The following is a 14,144-nucleotide window of genomic DNA, read 5'->3' on the forward strand; positions in this document are numbered from 1 at the left end:
AGTACAAAAACGTCGGCAAGGCGCGCCAAGACGACCCCGAACCGCAGGACCCCGCGAAGTGATGGAGAAGGCCATGGAGACGACGACGCAGCCGGCCACGCCGGACAGCGCCCCCTACACCCCGACCGACCGCACCGTCCCCACGCGGTCCCGCGATCGCGCGGCGTACGACCGCGAGCTGGTGCACGCGATACTCGACGAGGCGTACGTCTGCCACCTCGGCTTCGTGCGCGACGGCGCCCCCGTGGTGCTTCCGACGCTGTACGGCCGGGTCGGAGAGCGTCTCTACGTGCACGGCTCGACGGGGTCGCGGCCCCTGCGGATGGCGGGCGCCACGCCGGACAGCGAGGCGGACCCGGGCCTTCCGGTGTGCCTGACGGTCACCCATGTCGACGGTCTCGTCCTGGCCCGCTCGGCCTTCCACCACTCCATCAACTACCGCTCCGTGGTGGTGCACGGCATCGCGCGGCAGGTCACGGACCCCGAGGAGAAGCGCACCGCCCTGGACTCCCTCGTCGACCACGTGGTGCCGGGCCGCGCCGCCGACTCCCGCCCCGCCAACGCCAAGGAGCTGGCCGCGACCGCCGTGCTGTACCTGGACCTGGACGAGGTGTCGGCGAAGATGCGCACGGGCGCCCCGAGCGACGAGCCGGAGGACATGGACCTGCCCTACTGGTCCGGTGTCGTCCCGCTGCGCAAGGGCTACGACCCCCTCATCCCGTCGGACGACCTCGCCCCCGGCATCGCCGTGCCCGACTACCTGCTCAAGTTCTGACCTTGATCCTTAAGGTCTCGTCCGGTCGCGTTCGTAGAGGATGCCGGGGCGCTTGACGGCTTTGCCCACGTCTTGGTGAGCGGCGGGGTGGCGGCCCTTGGAGCCGGGTGGGCGTCCGGGGCCCGCCCGGCTGGGTTTGGGCACCGTGGCGGGGCAGGGCAAGTGCGGGCGCAGGTACCGGAACCCGCGCCGGACGCGGGTCGGCGTGAGGACCGTGCCAGGACGGGTGGTCTTCTCCCAGGGCTTGCGCACGTCGGTGGTCAGTGGGACTGCGAGGCGGAGTCGGGCGTGCGCGACGATGACGATCCACGTCCAACGGTCCGCAGCCTGCGGGTCGCGCAGGCGGGGCCGAACCCACCCAAGGGACTGCCTGAACAGGCGGAACGCCCGAAAGAAACGGTGCACTCGTCCAGACGGCCACACCACCTCACCCGCCCCGCCTCCCGCTCCGGGATGCACGCCATGAGCATGGTCAAGAGTCCTGAGAACCACTTCCGACCTGGTCCTGAACCTGGCGGCAATCATCGCCGTGCAGGCGGCCCGGTCAGCCGCACATCGCCACGCGATACAGGATCGCCAGCGCGTCGTCGATGGGATGGGGTTGCGGCGTGCCGGAGGAACCAAGTCGGTTCCACCACTGCAGGTTCACCGCGACCGCCATCTGTCGCTTGCCGTCGGCCCGGGTCATGGCCAGCGTCCCACCGCCCCAGACTGTGCCGCCACGGCCCCAGAAGGTGCCCTGACCGGGACCTTCCATCGGGTGCAGGCCGAGGCCGTAGTCGATCACCTTTCCCTCTTGGGAGACGACCGGGACCGTTCGCCGCATCTGCGCCAGCGACGATGGGCTGACGATCTCCCCGGCCAGCAGCCTGCGGTAGAAGCGGTTGAGGCCCTCCTGGATCTCACGCTGGAGGTCGCGCCCGCACAGGTAGCGGGCGACGAAGGCCGGGAGGGGGTACGGGTACGGCTGCGGGCGCGTCGTGCGGGCGCCGGCCGGTGAGCAGGCGGGGTAGCCCGTGCCGATGTGGCGTGCGTGGGTGAGGCCCGGTGCCCGGGGTTGCCGGGCAGTGACACCGGGCCGCCCTGCCTACTTCTTCTCGTCGTCCATGTCGTCCATCCAGCTGCCAGGGTCGCCCTGGGGCAGATGATTGATGCCGATCGGCCCGTAGGTGCCCTTCTTCGGCTTGCCCTCGCTCTCTCTGGCGATCCTGGCTGCTTCCTCGCGGGCCTTGAGTTCCGCGGCGGAGGGCAACCGGTCGAGCTCTTCGCGCATCTTTTCGTAGGCGTCACCCATGATCGGTTCTCCTGAGCGGTGGGGGGTGTGGGGATTCCCACCCGGCCAGTGTCACCCCGCACCCTGGCTTGCGCACGGCAGCTCGCACAGGGGCGGAGCCTGACGTGGTGAAGTGGCGTTTGCCGCGGTCGGTAAAGATCTCCAGCGCGATGTCCCCCAGCGCGAACTGGCGCCCTGACATCACTCGGACCCAGTTCCACCGACCGGTCCACCAGAGCCTCGAACCGCTCGCACGGCACACTGCCGATCATCTCGGACACGGCGCCCTCCCCAGCAGGCGGGCCGGAGAGCCGACGCTCCACCGGCCGGCTGAAGGAACTCCGGCCCGCGCCTACTCGCAGAGTCCGCCGACCACCCCAAGGTCACCACGAACAACCGGAAAACCATCACTTCGCACACGAACCACCCCAATCACGCCCGAACACGAGTCCACGCCTGACGCACCCCTGACCGACTCCGACAATCGCTACCGAGCGTCACAGATCAGGGGATCAAGCACAGCCAGTGACATGGTGCTGCTCGTCCACCCCTGGGACGCACCGGCCTCCGACACCGAGTGGCAACGCTGGCTGGCCCAGCACGACTTCGGGCAGCTCGCCGTGAACGGCCTGCCCGGCGAACCGCCGCACATCCAGCCGACGCACTTCGTGTACGACGCCGACTCCGGCCCGCGCGGCCGCGTCCTGCTCCACCTGGCGCGCCCGAACCCGCTGCGGGCCGCCCTGGAGGCGAACCCGGACGTCGTCCTGAGCGTCGTCGACGACTACGTCTTCGTGCCGGGCCCCTGGCGCGCCGCCCCGGACGCCCCGGCCGAACACGGCGTGCCGACCAGCTTCTGCTCCGCCGTCCGGCTGCACTGCACGGCCCGGATCGTGGACGACCCCGCCGAGAAGGCCGAGCTCCTGAACCGCCAGGCGGCCCGCGCGACGCGGCCGCGCCGGCCCACCAGTTGGGCGGCGCACGGCGCAGTAGTCGGCGGGCGGGCGCGGGCCGACAGGCGGCGCGCCCCGCCCCCGCTACGCCGTCACGCCCCTTCCTCGCGCCCTCGCACGGCCCCCCGTGCCTCCGCACCCGCGAGCCCCGTGACCGCCGCGAGCATCAGCAGCGTGCCCGCGACGGTCGCCGTGTTGAGTTCCTCGCCGAGCAGCGCGACGGCGATGGCGGCCGCGCTCACCGGCTCCAGGAGCATGATCACGGAGACGGTCGCGGAGCGGACGACAGCGGCCCCGGCAAAGTACAGCGCGTACGCGAGGGCCGTCGGCACGGCGGCGATGTAGAGCAAGCAGGCGACTACGCGCGCGGGTTCGGCCGTGTGCGGCACGAGTCCCTCGGCGGCGGCGAGCGGCAGCAGACACACCGACACGACGGCGAAGGCCCACAACGTCGTGTCCCCGGAGGAGTCGGCCCCGCCGTCGCGCCCCCACCACCGGGTCAGCAGCGTCATCACGGCGTACCCGGCCGCCGACACCAACGCGAAGGCGACACCCCAGGGGCGTACGGCCGCGTCCCCGCCACCGACGAACAGCACGGCGAGTCCGGCAAGCGCGCCGCCCACCGCGCAGCTGCCGCCGAGCCCGAGCCGCTCCCCCAGGGTGAGACGGGCGCCGAGTGCGATGAGGACGGGCCCCGCGCCGAGCGTGACGACCGTGCCGACGGCGAGCCCGGTGGCCTCCACGGCGGCGAAGTAGGCGGTCTGGAAGACGGCGAGGGCCACACCGATGGCGGTGACCCGCAGCGCCCGGCGGCGGCGCGGCAGACCGACCACGGAGCGCGCGGCCCGGCGCGGCCGCGCGAGCCGTGCGCCGAGCAGCAGCAGGAACCCTCCGGCGCAGCGCCAGAAGGAGAGGGCGACGGGCCCCATGTCGCTGTCCGAGAAGATCAGCGACGCGGCGGCTCCGGCGGTGCCCCAGGCGGCACCTGCGATGCCCAGATACAGGAGGCCGCGCCGGACGGAAAGACCGGACGCGGCAGTTGACTCGGTCGACGCGCTGGACGCGTTCGACATGCTTGACACGCTCGACACGTGGAATTCTCCGCAGAGGTTCAGGAGGAAGACCGCGTCACGGGCGCACCGGAGCGCAGGCACCCGTACAGAGCTGTGGGTGCGTGGACACGCTCGGGAGAAAGGCCCGGCGACGCAGGTCCTGGACTGGCGTCTGCGGGCAGCACCGTCCACCCGGCCGACGGCCGGGCGTGATCCGTGAAAGGCCCGCGCGCTAGGCGGCGGGAGGCGGAAGGACGAGCGCTCGTGCGTGCATGATCGCCACCCTAGGCGGCGCTGCCGCTCGTCGACAACTCCTCTTCGGAGTCCGAGACGCGGACCACGGAACTCACCGGTTTCGCGGGGGTCGCCGACTGGGCGATGAACGCGCCCACCAGGACGATGGCGCCCCCGGTGAGCTGCGGCGCCGAGAGCTGCTCGCCGAGCATGACCCAGGCGAGCACGGTCGCTATGACCGCCTCCAGGCACGCCACGACGCCCGCGACCTGCGGCGAGAGCCTGCGTACGGACACGACCCCGGTGACGTACGCGACGACGGTGGCGATCAGCACGATCCAGCCGATGAGGGCCCAGGCGGGCACCGCCGAGCCGTCCATGTCGGCGCTCCCGGCGAGCACCTGCCAGTCCATGCCCCAGGGGCGCGCGATGACGGTGAGCACGGCCGTGCCGACGAGCAGCCCGTACGCGATGACGCCGAGCGGGTCCGGTGCCTTGTCGCCCGCGTCGCTGCCCTGGTCGGACAGGACGAAGTAGCCGACCTGGCAGCAGGCGGCGCCGAGCGCGAGCAGCAGTCCGACGGTGTCGAAGCTCAGGCCCGACCACACCTCGACGACGCAGGCGAGTCCGCCCACGGCAAGGATCACGCCGAACGCGGCAGCCTTGGTGACGGGCCTGCGCTGCACGAACCGCACCCAGCCGAGGACGAGGGCGGGCGCCAGGTATTCGACGAGCAGGGCCACGCCGACGGGGATGCGGGAGATCGAGGCGAAGTAGCAGGCCTGCACGCCGGCGACGGCGAGTAGCCCGAAGCCCGCGAGCAGCGCGGGCCGTTGCCGCACCAGCGCGCGGTGGCGCCAGGCGATCGGCAGCATCACCAGGGCGGCGCCCGCCACCCGCAGCCACACCACGTGCAGCGGGTCGAGGCCCGCCTCGATCAGCGGCTTGGCCGCGACACCCGAGCCGCCGAACGCGAACGCCGAGAGGAGCGCGAGGCCGAGACCGAGCCCCCGCCCGTGTTCGGCACGCCCCTGCGGGTTCCCCTGCGACTTCTCCTCAGACCCAAGCACCGGCACATGATGACAGGCGACGTCATGACCGTCACCCTCTTTGACCACTGTCTCAACGGGCGGACAGCGGACGCCCGCAGGGGCTACGAGCGCCTCGGGTGTCCGGGCGCTCCAGCCCCGTCCGGCGCTTGGCGGCCATCAGCTCACCAGCCGGACTCGCACCCCGTCTCGCACCCGTTCTCGATCCGCAGCAGCAGCGCGTCCGCGTCCACGCCCGCGCGGCGCAGCACCTCCACGGCCCGGCACTCGGTGTCGGCGGCGAGGGCGGCGAGCAGGTCGACGCCCTCGGCCTGTGGTTCGCCGCGCAGGGTGGCGCGGTCGGACGCGGCCTCCATGGCGCCTGCGGCCGCGGGCGAGAGAACCGTTTCTTTGGCGGCTGCCACCAACGGCACGGCTCCGGAGTCCTCGACGGTGCCCTGCCACTGCAATCCGTAGCCGATGCTGCGCTGGACGAGATAGCCGAGCAGCCGGGCGACCTGCGGCCCGCCGTCGAAGACGGACCGTACCCGCGGCTCCTGCTCCAGGAGCGAGTGCAGCAGATGCGCGGTGTCGACCTGCCGGTCCCCGTCGCGCACGGCCCGTCGGCGCGCACCGGCCATCACCGAGGCCAGCGCCACGCTCAGGCCGGATTCGATGTCTGCACGGTTCGGGCCGGGTTCGGCGCCCTGGGGAGTACGGCTTTGCACACCCCCACCCCATCAGTCTCCGGGAGCCACGGCATCGGCGGCGGGAAGCATTTCCCCGTCCGACACAGGTTGGGGATGGCCGAATGGGTTGTCCTCCTTACGGATGACATCTGGCCGTTTTCCCAGGTGGGGCGCGCGCCGCCTTGCTTCACGCCGGGTGCGCAACCGACGCGCACCGGCGCTCGTCTGTCAGAGGCATGGAGAGCAGGTGCTGGATGGTCGCCCTCCTGGCCATCGACGGCAGACAGTACGTGTACCGGGTGTACGCCCCCGCGGACGCGGTGCCCGCCGACTTGTTCTGGGACGCCTGGCACTGCCACGACGAGGGCCCCTTCCCGCGGGCCCTGGACCTCTTCGACGCGGCGGTGATACGGCGCGTGGGCTGAGAGGGGCGCGGCGGCCGAGAGGGGCGCAGCGGTGGCAACCCGTGCGGGGCGAGAGCGGCTACGGGCGCCCGCCCGGCCACCCCCGCGCCCCACCATGCACGCCCACGCCCTCACCACCCACGCCTACACCCGCTCCCCCACCACCACCGTCGCGTACAGCTCCTCGTCCGTGACCACCCGCGGCACCAGCCCCGCCGCCCCGACGGCCTCGACCGCCGACGGCACCTGGCGCTCGCTCGTCTCGAACAGCAGCCGTCCGCCCGGCGCCAGCCACCGCCGCGCGTCCGCGGTCACCCGCCGCAGCACGTCGAGCCCGTCCACGCCCCCGTCGAGGGCCACCCGCGCCTCGTGCTCGCGCGCCTCGGCGGGCAGCAGGGCGACCTCGTCCGTCGGGACGTACGGGACGTTCGCGAGCAGGACGTCGACCCGGCCCCGGAGCCGGCCGGGCAGCGCTTCGTAGAGGTCGCCCTCATGGACGTGCCCTTGGGCGGCGGCGACGTTGCGGCGGGCGCAGGCCACGGCGGCCGGGTCGATGTCGGCGGCGTGCAGTTCGACGTGTCCGAGGGCGGCGGCGAGCGCGGCGCCGAGCGCGCCCGATCCGCAGCACAGGTCGACGACCACGGCGCCGGGCCCTGCGAGCGAGGCCGCCTCGCGGACCAGGAACTCGGTGCGGCGGCGCGGCACGAAGACGCCCGGGTCGACGGCGACCCGCAGCCCGGCGAACTCGGCCCACCCGACGACGTGTTCCAGCGGAAGGCCGCTCACCCGCCGCGCCACCATGGCGTCCAGCCGGCCCGGGCCGTCGTCGGCGGCGGCGGCGAGCAGCAGGTCCGCCTCGTCCTCGGCGAACACACAGCCCGCGGCACGCAGCCGCGCCACTACGGCGGAGTGGGCTGACCAGGGCATTGAGGTCCTTCCTACGGTCCGGGCAAAGAACCCAACCCTACCCGGACGGCCAGATCTGACGACCCATCAGTATTGAATGTTCCGGGGCCTGGGGATACGTTCCGCGACACCGTGGCTGCGCCCGGCGCAGCACCCGACGAGAAGGGGTGGTCGCATTGGCCGAAGTCAGCGCGGAGGCACGCATCGAGGCACCGGCGGAGAAGGTCTGGGCGCAGCTCACGGACTTCACGTCGTACGCGCAGTGGAACTCCACGCACACCAGCTTTCCGAAGGGCGGCCCCGAGACCCTCGAAAAGGGCGGCACCTTCACGGAGAACATGAAGCTGATGGGTTTTCCGGCCGAGGTCGCCTGGACGATCGTGGAGGTGGAGCCGGCCCGCGTCTTCGCGATCAAGGGCAAGGGCCCGATGGGCGTCGACGTCAGCACCCGCTACACGCTCGAAGCCGACGGCGAGGCGACGACGATCCGCGCCAACGGCGAGTTCTCGGGCGCCGCGGTGAGCCTGATGGCGGGCAAGCTCAAGGACTCGGCGACGGCGGCCATGAACGAGTCGCTCCGCAAGCTGGGCGCACTGGTGACCTGACCTTCGCGCGCCGGGGGCACGACGAAGGCAAGGCGCCCCGCGCATGCCGCGCGGGGCGCCTCACCAGCGGTGCGGGCGGCGAGCCCGCTCCGCGTCAGTCCTCATCGGCGAGGATCAGGTACAGCTTCTTGCGGGCGTCGGTGATGACCGTGAGCGCCTTCTCGCGCTGCTCCTTGGAGCCGGTCTTCCAGACCTGGCCGAACGCCTCCATCAGGCCGAAACCGGCCTGCCGGATCTCGGTGAGCGCCTCGAAGTCGACCCCGCGCCCGGCCTCTTCCCAGGGGGCGTCCGGGCCCTCGTCCGCCGCTTCGCGGCCGGAGTCGGTGAGCGCGAACAGCTTCTTGCCGCCCTCGCTCTCGCTGGCGATCAGGCCCTCGTCCTCCAGGAGCTGGAGGGTCGGGTAGACCGAGCCGGGGCTGGGCTTCCACGCCCCGCCGCTGCGCTCGGCGATCTCCTGGATCATCTCGTAACCGTGCATCGGCCGGTCCTTCAGGAGGGCCAGGATCGAGGCGCGCACATCACCGCGCCGCGCCCTGCCCCGGGGCCCGCCCCTGCCCCCGCGTCCGCCGCCCCAAGGGCCGCCGAACCCGGGACCGAAAGGCCCGAAGGCGGCACGCCGCCCCTCAAAACCGCCCCGGTCCTCACGACCGGGTCCGTACGGGCCGCGCCCGCGCCCATGGCCGCCGTGCATGTGCTCAAAACCGTGGGATCGCATATCGATCATCCCTTTCGTCTCATCGTCGCCCGCCTCATGACGAGCCTTCCGCGACATCGTGATCAGTGACATCGCTGATCAGTCGCGATGCTTCAACGATATATCGGAACTGTTCGGTCGGCAACCCCTTGTCACATCCGTGGGTCCGGTTGTCACATCCGTGGGTCCGGCGGTGTCTTCATGTCGAGCAGGCCACGAGGCCAACAGGCCAGCAGGCCACCGGACAGGGAGAACCTCATGACACCGCGCATTCCGAAGGCAGAGCTCCCCGCCGAGCTGAGCGAAAGCATGATCAAGCAGCTCGGGGCCGTGGCCGAGCCCGTCGAGGTGGTGTGGCACAACCCCCAGGTCGCCACGTCCAACTTGGAGTTCTCGGCCAGGCTGGCCGAGTGGGACGCCGCCGACGCGAGCCTCAAGTCGTTCGCGCACATGGCGGTCGCGGCACAGGTCGGCTGCAACTGGTGCCTCGACGTCGGCTACTTCCAGGCACAGAACCAGAACCTGGACCTCACCAAGGCCAGCCAGGTGCCGCGCTGGCGGGAGTCGGAGGTGTTCACGCCGCTGGAGCGGGACGTCCTGGAGTACGCCGAGGCCATGTCGAGCACGCCGCCGACCGTCACCGACGAGCTCTACGCGGGCCTCCTCGACCGACTCGGCGCGGCGGCGATGGTCGAGCTGACCGCGTACATCGCCTTCGTGAACATGGCGACCAGGAACAACAACGCGAACGGGATCTCGTCGCAGGGCTTCTCCGACGCCTGCGGGATTCCGCTGGCCGCGCGCGCCCAGAGCTCCGGCGCGGCGCTGTCGTCGTGATGGCCGAGGATCCGTTCGTCGCCCATCGCAGCCTGCTGTTCACCGTCGCCTACGAGATGCTCGGGTCGGCGGCCGACGCGGAGGACGTGCTCCAGGAGTCCTGGCTGCGCTGGGCCGACGTCGACCACGCGCAGGTGCGCGACCCGCGGGGCTACCTCGTCAGAACCGTCACGCGGCAAGCGCTCAACCGCCTGCGGACCCTGTCGCGCAGCCGCGAGGACTACGTGGGCGAGTGGCTGCCGGAACCGCTGCTCACCAGCCCCGATGTCGCCGACGACGTCGAACTCGCCGAGAGCGTCTCGATCGCGATGCTGACGGTGCTCGAAACGCTCGGACCCACCGAGCGTGCGGTGTTCGTGCTCCGCGAGGTCTTCGAGATGCCGTACGACGAGATCGCCGGGGCCATCGGCAAGTCCGCGGTCGCGGTGCGTCAGATCGGACGGCGGGCCCGCGCGCACGTGGCTGCCCGGCGCCCGCGGGCGCGGGTGAGCCGGTCGGAGCAGCAGGCCGTGATGGATCGGTTCCTGCTCGCCCTGCGCACCGGGCGGTTGCAGGAGCTGATGGAGGTCATGGCGCCGGATGTGGTCATGATCGCCGACGGCGGCGGGCTCGCGGCGGCCGCGCTGGCTCCGCTCCACGGGGCCGAGCTGGTGGCGACGGTGCTCGCGCGCGCGAACGAGCTGTCGGCCGCGTTCGAAACGACCACCGTGTGGCTCAACGGCGCACCCGCGGGCCGGTTCGAGATCGACGGCGGGCCGACCGCGGTGAGCCTCGTGGTGGAGAACGGCCGAATCACCCGGGTCTACCTGATGCGCAATCCGCAGAAGCTGACGCGCCTCGACGAACTGGCCGAACTCACGCGGTAGGCCCGATGCCACAGTGGCATCGCGGGGGTTCCGGGTGGTGCACCGCCCGGAACACTCGCCCTCGCACAGCGGCCCGAGTTCAGGTCCAGTCAAGGCGAATTGGCCTTGGCAGTCCGTGCGATTGGCCTTCTAACGTCGTCCCATGACGACAGCACCGAGCACGCGGATCCGTATCGTCGACGCCTTCGCCGACCGCCCGTTCACCGGCAACCCCGCCGGGGTCGTACTCCTCGACGCGTTCAAGGACGACACCTGGCACCAGCACGTGGCCATGGAGGTCAATCACGCGGAGACGGCCTTCGCCCACCCCCTGCCCCCGGGCGGCGAGGCGGACTGGGCGCTGCGCTGGTTCACACCCGCGACCGAAGTCGACCTGTGCGGCCATGCCACGCTGGCCACGGCCCACGTCCTGCACACCACGGGCGCCGCCACCGGCCCCGTGCGCTTCGCCACCCGCGCCGGCGTGCTCCGCGCCACCGTCCATGCCGACGGCACCCTCACCCTCGACTTCCCGACGGCCCCGCTCACCCCGGCCGAGCTGCCGGAGGCCGCGGTCGAGGCCCTGGGCGCGCGCCCGCTCGCCGCGTACGACACGGGCCCGCACCTCGGCGACCTGCTGGTCGAGCTGGCCGACGAGAAGGCGGTCCGCGCGCTCGCTCCGGACCACCGGAGCCTCGCCCGGCACTCCGAGCGCGGCGTGATCGCGACCGCGCCCGCCGAGGATCCCGGCCGGGGGTACGACTACGTCTCGCGCGGCTTCTTCCCGCGCGTCGGCATCGACGAGGACCCGGTGACGGGCAGCGCGCACACCGCGCTCGCCCCGTTCTGGAGCGAGCGCCTGGGCCGCACCGACCTGACCGGCCTGCAGGCCTCCCCCCGCTCCGGCCTCGTCCGCACCGCGGTGCGCGGCGATCGCACCCTCCTGACCGGCCGCGCGGTGACGGTCATCGAGGGCGATCTGCTGGCGTGACGGCGGCTCATGGGCGCGACGGCGGCGGCTCGCGGGCGTGGCGCGCGCCGCCGCCCGTCTCACGCCGTCGGCAGCCACCCCACCTTCCCCGCGAGCAGCGCGTAGCCCACGAACGCCCCGATGTCGAGGAGGGAGTGGGCCATGACGAGCGGCCCGACCCGGCCCCACCGCCGGTACAGGTACACGAACACCACGCCCATCGCCATGTTCCCGATGAACCCGCCGATGCCCTGGTACAGGTGGTACGAGCCGCGCAGCACCGAACTCCCGATCAGCGCCTTCGTCGGGCTCCAGCCCAACTGGTCCAGCCTGCGCAGCAGATACCCGACGACGATCACCTCCTCGAGGACGGAGTTCTGCAGCGCGGACAGCACGAGCACGGGGTACTTCCACCACACGTCGGGCAGGTCCTCGGGCACCACCGTGAGGTTGAAGCCGAACCCGCGGGCGGCCAGATAGAACGCGATGCCGGTGGACCCGATGACGGCGGCCACCGCCGCACCCCGCCCGAGGTCCGGCCAGGGGCGGCTCCGGTCGAAGCCGATGGCCCGCAGCCCCGAGCCCTCGCGCAGCAGGAAGTGCGCGACCAGGGCCACCGGCACCAGGGCGGTCGTGATGCCGAACAGCTGCCAGGCGAGATCGAGCCACGGACGCCCCGGCGCGGCCGACGAGTTGAGGGTCGCCGCCTGATCCTTCAGACCGCCCGGCTTTGTGACCGAGCCGATAAAGCTGATCAGCGCGGACACTCCGCTCGCGCCCAGTGAGAGCGCCAGGACGAGCACCGTCTCGTCCCGCAGAAACCGCCGCGAGGGCCCCGCCTCAGGAATAGAACCGGCCATTGGCCCCGGCTCCGCTTGCACTCCTGCCTCCAGTTGAGTAATCCCGCCTCATCCCCGTCCCCGTGCCGCTAGGGTCTCGAAAGAACTTACGAACCACGTACGCGACAGGCCGAGGGGGACGGACGCCCACCGTGGCGCGCCGTCCCCCTCATCCTCGTTCATCCTTGTCTGTTGCTTTTCATCGCTTCGTCGCAGCTTCATCGCACGGGGAGGGGAGCACCGCCATGGGACGTCACAGCTTGCCCGATGGGCGCGGGACGGCGGCAGCCGACCCACGTCCACGGGGTCGCGGCCGCACCGTCGCCCTGGTCACGGCCCTCGTCCTGGTCGTCGTGGCGGGCGCCGCGGTGGCGGTCCGCGCCGGGTTCCTGCCGCTCGGCGGCTCCTGCCGCGACGACGCGGTGCGCCTCGACGTCGTCGCCGCGCCCGCCGTGACGCCCGCCCTCAAGGACGCCGCCGACCACGTGCGCGACAAGGACATCACCTCGGACGGCCATTGCATGGACATCCGCGTCGCCGCACGCGAGCCGTACAAAGTCGCCGACGAACTCCGCCGCGACAGCGCGAAGGCGGACTACGACGTGTGGGTGCCGGACTCCGGCGTGTGGGTGCAGCGCGCCGGGACCGGCGGCAGCCAGGAGCGGGTGTCCCCCGCGGGGAACATCGCCTCCTCGCCGATCGGCGTCGGCATGCTGGAGTCCGCCGCGGAGGATCTGGGATGGCCCCGGCAGACGTACACCTGGAACCGGCTGGCGGGTGCGTCGGCGCGCGAGGACGCGCCGCGGCTCGGCACGGCGGATCCGGCACGCAGCGCCAGCGGGCTGCTCGCGCTGACCAGACTCGGCGCCTCCGCGCGGGCGTCCGGCGCGAAGGACGCCGACACCCGGGCCGCGGCCACGGCCAAGGCCCTGGCGTCCCGCACGTCCGACAGCGACAGCAGGCTCCTGGACACCCTGGCCCGCGACTCCTCCGGCGCCGAGCGCGGCAACCCGCGCCGCAACGAGGCGCTGATCCTCTCCGAGCAGGCGTCGTTCGCGCACAACGCGTCCGCCGACGAGGAGCACGAGCTGCGCCTCTTCTACCCCAAGGACGGCTCACCGGCCCTCGACTACCCGTACACGCTGATCCGCGAGAACGACCTCTCCACCGACCAGAGCCGGGCGGCCCTGCGCTTCATGACGTTCTTCGGCGAGCAGGCGGGCCGGCGCATCCTCACGGAGCACGGCTTCCGCTCGGACGGGGAGCGGCCGTCGGCCGAGCTGGTCACGGCGGCGGGCGGCCGCACCCCGCAGCCGTACGCGCGCGAGCCGGGCGGGGCTCCCTCCGACAAGGAGGTGCAGGAGGCCCTCGGCATGTGGACCATCACGGTGCAGAGCGCGCGGTTCATCACCGTCGTCGACGCGTCGGACTCGATGCGCCAGCTCGTGCCGGGGCGCGGCGAGTCCCGCATGGACGTCACGAAGGCCGCCCTGCTCCAGGCGCTCGCGGGTTTCACGGACGACGACGAGATCGGCCTGTGGGAGTTCGCAGCCCGCCTCGACGGCGCGCGCGACTACCGCGAGCTGGTGCCCACCGGACGCCTCGGCGACCGTAAGGGCGACGGCACCCAGCGCGACCGCCTCACCAAGGCGTTCGGCGCGCTGCGGCCCGTACCCGGCGGGGCCACCGGGCTCTACGACACGACGCTGGCCGCGTACGAGAAGGCTCGCGCGGGCTACGCGCCCGGCAAGTTCAACACGCTCGTCCTGCTCACCGACGGCGTCAACCAGGACCCGGGCAGCATCTCGCGCGCCGGCCTCGTCTCCCGCCTGCGCGCCCTCGCCGACCCGGAGAAGCCGCTGCCGATCATCGCCATCGCGGTCGGCCCGGACGCCGACGAGCGGGAGGCCGACCAGATCGCCCGGGCCACGGGCGGCTCGGGCCACGAGGTCGACGACCCCGCCGAGATCCACTCGGTGATCCTGAAGGCGATCGTGCAGGCGGGCACACAGCAGTGAATCGTGCAGGCGGGCGCACGGC

14 protein-coding genes and 3 pseudogenes are annotated in these 14,144 nt (G+C 72.2%); 8 read left to right on the forward strand and 9 right to left on the reverse strand.

All coding sequences use genetic code 11. The features are described from left to right. The first annotated feature begins 73 nt into the window (after nucleotides 1–73). Nucleotides 74–775, forward strand: coding sequence for a pyridoxamine 5'-phosphate oxidase family protein (locus ACZ6AA_RS12460; protein WP_468462263.1), 702 nt, complete (start codon nucleotides 74–76; stop codon nucleotides 773–775). A 9-nt stretch (nucleotides 776–784) separates the two neighbouring features. On the opposite strand, the pseudogene ACZ6AA_RS12465 reads toward ACZ6AA_RS12460, so the two are convergent. The 3 genes and pseudogenes from ACZ6AA_RS12465 to ACZ6AA_RS12475 form a co-directional block, all read right to left on the reverse strand. Further along, nucleotides 785–1,159, reverse strand: a pseudogene (locus ACZ6AA_RS12465) (NF041680 family putative transposase); the annotation flags it as partial. 160 nt (nucleotides 1,160–1,319) lie between these two features. Next, a pseudogene (locus tag ACZ6AA_RS12470) lies at nucleotides 1,320–1,664 on the reverse strand (hydrolase); the annotation flags it as partial. Nucleotides 1,665–1,862: 198 nt separating this feature from the next. Next, the gene (locus tag ACZ6AA_RS12475; RefSeq protein ID WP_468462261.1) at nucleotides 1,863–2,069 is read right to left on the reverse strand and encodes a hypothetical protein; all 207 of its coding nucleotides are present in this window, start codon (nucleotides 2,067–2,069) and stop codon (nucleotides 1,863–1,865) included. 515 nt (nucleotides 2,070–2,584) lie between these two features. On the opposite strand from ACZ6AA_RS12475, the pseudogene ACZ6AA_RS12480 reads away from it, so the two are divergent. After that, nucleotides 2,585–2,983 (forward strand): annotated as a pseudogene (locus ACZ6AA_RS12480) (FMN-binding negative transcriptional regulator); the annotation flags it as partial. Nucleotides 2,984–3,093: 110 nt separating this feature from the next. On the opposite strand, the gene ACZ6AA_RS12485 reads toward ACZ6AA_RS12480, so the two are convergent. The 3 genes from ACZ6AA_RS12485 to ACZ6AA_RS12495 all read right to left on the reverse strand — a co-directional run bounded on the left by ACZ6AA_RS12485 (nucleotide 3,094) and on the right by ACZ6AA_RS12495 (nucleotide 6,043). Then, on the reverse strand, nucleotides 3,094–4,074 hold the full coding sequence (locus ACZ6AA_RS12485) for a DMT family transporter (protein WP_471457804.1): 981 nt from the start codon (nucleotides 4,072–4,074) through the stop codon (nucleotides 3,094–3,096). A 263-nt stretch (nucleotides 4,075–4,337) separates the two neighbouring features. Further along, the gene (locus ACZ6AA_RS12490; RefSeq protein ID WP_468462257.1) at nucleotides 4,338–5,357 is read right to left on the reverse strand and encodes an EamA family transporter; all 1,020 of its coding nucleotides are present in this window, start codon (nucleotides 5,355–5,357) and stop codon (nucleotides 4,338–4,340) included. 143 nt (nucleotides 5,358–5,500) lie between these two features. Further along, the gene (locus ACZ6AA_RS12495) at nucleotides 5,501–6,043 is read right to left on the reverse strand and encodes a peptidase (RefSeq protein WP_468462255.1); all 543 of its coding nucleotides are present in this window, start codon (nucleotides 6,041–6,043) and stop codon (nucleotides 5,501–5,503) included. Between the two features lie 197 nt (nucleotides 6,044–6,240). Between ACZ6AA_RS12495 and ACZ6AA_RS12500 the strand changes: the two genes are divergently transcribed. Next, the gene (locus ACZ6AA_RS12500; protein ID WP_468462253.1) at nucleotides 6,241–6,429 is read left to right on the forward strand and encodes a hypothetical protein; all 189 of its coding nucleotides are present in this window, start codon (nucleotides 6,241–6,243) and stop codon (nucleotides 6,427–6,429) included. Nucleotides 6,430–6,552: 123 nt separating this feature from the next. On the opposite strand, the gene ACZ6AA_RS12505 is transcribed toward ACZ6AA_RS12500, so the two are convergent. Then, nucleotides 6,553–7,335, reverse strand: coding sequence for a putative protein N(5)-glutamine methyltransferase (locus tag ACZ6AA_RS12505; protein WP_471457807.1), 783 nt, complete (start codon nucleotides 7,333–7,335; stop codon nucleotides 6,553–6,555). A 155-nt stretch (nucleotides 7,336–7,490) separates the two neighbouring features. Between ACZ6AA_RS12505 and ACZ6AA_RS12510 the strand changes: the two genes are divergently transcribed. After that, nucleotides 7,491–7,919 (forward strand): type II toxin-antitoxin system Rv0910 family toxin, encoded by a 429-nt coding sequence (locus tag ACZ6AA_RS12510; protein WP_468462249.1) that lies wholly within the window; start codon nucleotides 7,491–7,493, stop codon nucleotides 7,917–7,919. Between the two features lie 94 nt (nucleotides 7,920–8,013). On the opposite strand, the gene ACZ6AA_RS12515 is transcribed toward ACZ6AA_RS12510, so the two are convergent. After that, nucleotides 8,014–8,634 carry a PadR family transcriptional regulator gene (locus ACZ6AA_RS12515; protein ID WP_468462248.1) on the reverse strand — a complete coding sequence of 207 codons (621 nt, stop codon included), beginning with the start codon at nucleotides 8,632–8,634 and terminating at the stop codon, nucleotides 8,014–8,016. Between the two features lie 237 nt (nucleotides 8,635–8,871). Here ACZ6AA_RS12515 and ACZ6AA_RS12520 point away from each other — a divergent pair, with 237 nt between their 5' ends. From ACZ6AA_RS12520 to ACZ6AA_RS12530, 3 genes are all read left to right on the forward strand, one after another. Continuing rightward, complete coding sequence (locus ACZ6AA_RS12520; RefSeq protein ID WP_468462246.1) at nucleotides 8,872–9,450, forward strand: carboxymuconolactone decarboxylase family protein; 579 nt, start codon at nucleotides 8,872–8,874, stop codon at nucleotides 9,448–9,450. Further along, a complete protein-coding gene (gene sigJ / locus ACZ6AA_RS12525; protein WP_471457811.1) occupies nucleotides 9,450–10,316 on the forward strand; it encodes an RNA polymerase sigma factor SigJ in 867 nt (288 codons plus the stop codon). The genes ACZ6AA_RS12520 and sigJ overlap by 1 nt, the downstream gene beginning before the upstream one ends. 142 nt (nucleotides 10,317–10,458) lie before the next feature. Further along, on the forward strand, nucleotides 10,459–11,286 hold the full coding sequence (locus tag ACZ6AA_RS12530) for a PhzF family phenazine biosynthesis protein (RefSeq protein ID WP_471457813.1): 828 nt from the start codon (nucleotides 10,459–10,461) through the stop codon (nucleotides 11,284–11,286). Nucleotides 11,287–11,345: 59 nt separating this feature from the next. On the opposite strand, the gene ACZ6AA_RS12535 is transcribed toward ACZ6AA_RS12530, so the two are convergent. Continuing rightward, the gene (locus ACZ6AA_RS12535) at nucleotides 11,346–12,146 is read right to left on the reverse strand and encodes a CPBP family intramembrane glutamic endopeptidase (RefSeq protein WP_468462240.1); all 801 of its coding nucleotides are present in this window, start codon (nucleotides 12,144–12,146) and stop codon (nucleotides 11,346–11,348) included. A 203-nt stretch (nucleotides 12,147–12,349) separates the two neighbouring features. Here ACZ6AA_RS12535 and ACZ6AA_RS12540 point away from each other — a divergent pair, with 203 nt between their 5' ends. After that, a complete protein-coding gene (locus ACZ6AA_RS12540; RefSeq protein ID WP_468482184.1) occupies nucleotides 12,350–14,122 on the forward strand; it encodes a substrate-binding domain-containing protein in 1,773 nt (590 codons plus the stop codon). Nucleotides 14,123–14,144: the final 22 nt, after the last annotated feature.

This window comes from Streptomyces sp. NPDC040610 (genome assembly GCF_055594065.1).

Excerpts from the sequence above, each read along its gene's own strand:
- ACZ6AA_RS12460 (WP_468462263.1), top strand. The coding sequence starts at position 74 with ATGGAGACGACGACGCAGCCGGCCACGCCGGACAGCGCCCCCTACACC.
- ACZ6AA_RS12475 (WP_468462261.1), bottom strand. The coding sequence starts at position 2,069 with ATGGGTGACGCCTACGAAAAGATGCGCGAAGAGCTCGACCGGTTGCCC.
- ACZ6AA_RS12485 (WP_471457804.1), bottom strand. The coding sequence starts at position 4,074 with ATGTCGAACGCGTCCAGCGCGTCGACCGAGTCAACTGCCGCGTCCGGT.
- ACZ6AA_RS12500 (WP_468462253.1), top strand. The coding sequence starts at position 6,241 with ATGGAGAGCAGGTGCTGGATGGTCGCCCTCCTGGCCATCGACGGCAGA.
- ACZ6AA_RS12505 (WP_471457807.1), bottom strand. The coding sequence starts at position 7,335 with ATGCCCTGGTCAGCCCACTCCGCCGTAGTGGCGCGGCTGCGTGCCGCG.
- ACZ6AA_RS12515 (WP_468462248.1), bottom strand. The coding sequence starts at position 8,634 with ATGCGATCCCACGGTTTTGAGCACATGCACGGCGGCCATGGGCGCGGG.
- ACZ6AA_RS12520 (WP_468462246.1), top strand. The coding sequence starts at position 8,872 with ATGACACCGCGCATTCCGAAGGCAGAGCTCCCCGCCGAGCTGAGCGAA.
- sigJ (WP_471457811.1), top strand. The coding sequence starts at position 9,450 with ATGGCCGAGGATCCGTTCGTCGCCCATCGCAGCCTGCTGTTCACCGTC.
- ACZ6AA_RS12530 (WP_471457813.1), top strand. The coding sequence starts at position 10,459 with ATGACGACAGCACCGAGCACGCGGATCCGTATCGTCGACGCCTTCGCC.
- ACZ6AA_RS12540 (WP_468482184.1), top strand. The coding sequence starts at position 12,350 with ATGGGACGTCACAGCTTGCCCGATGGGCGCGGGACGGCGGCAGCCGAC.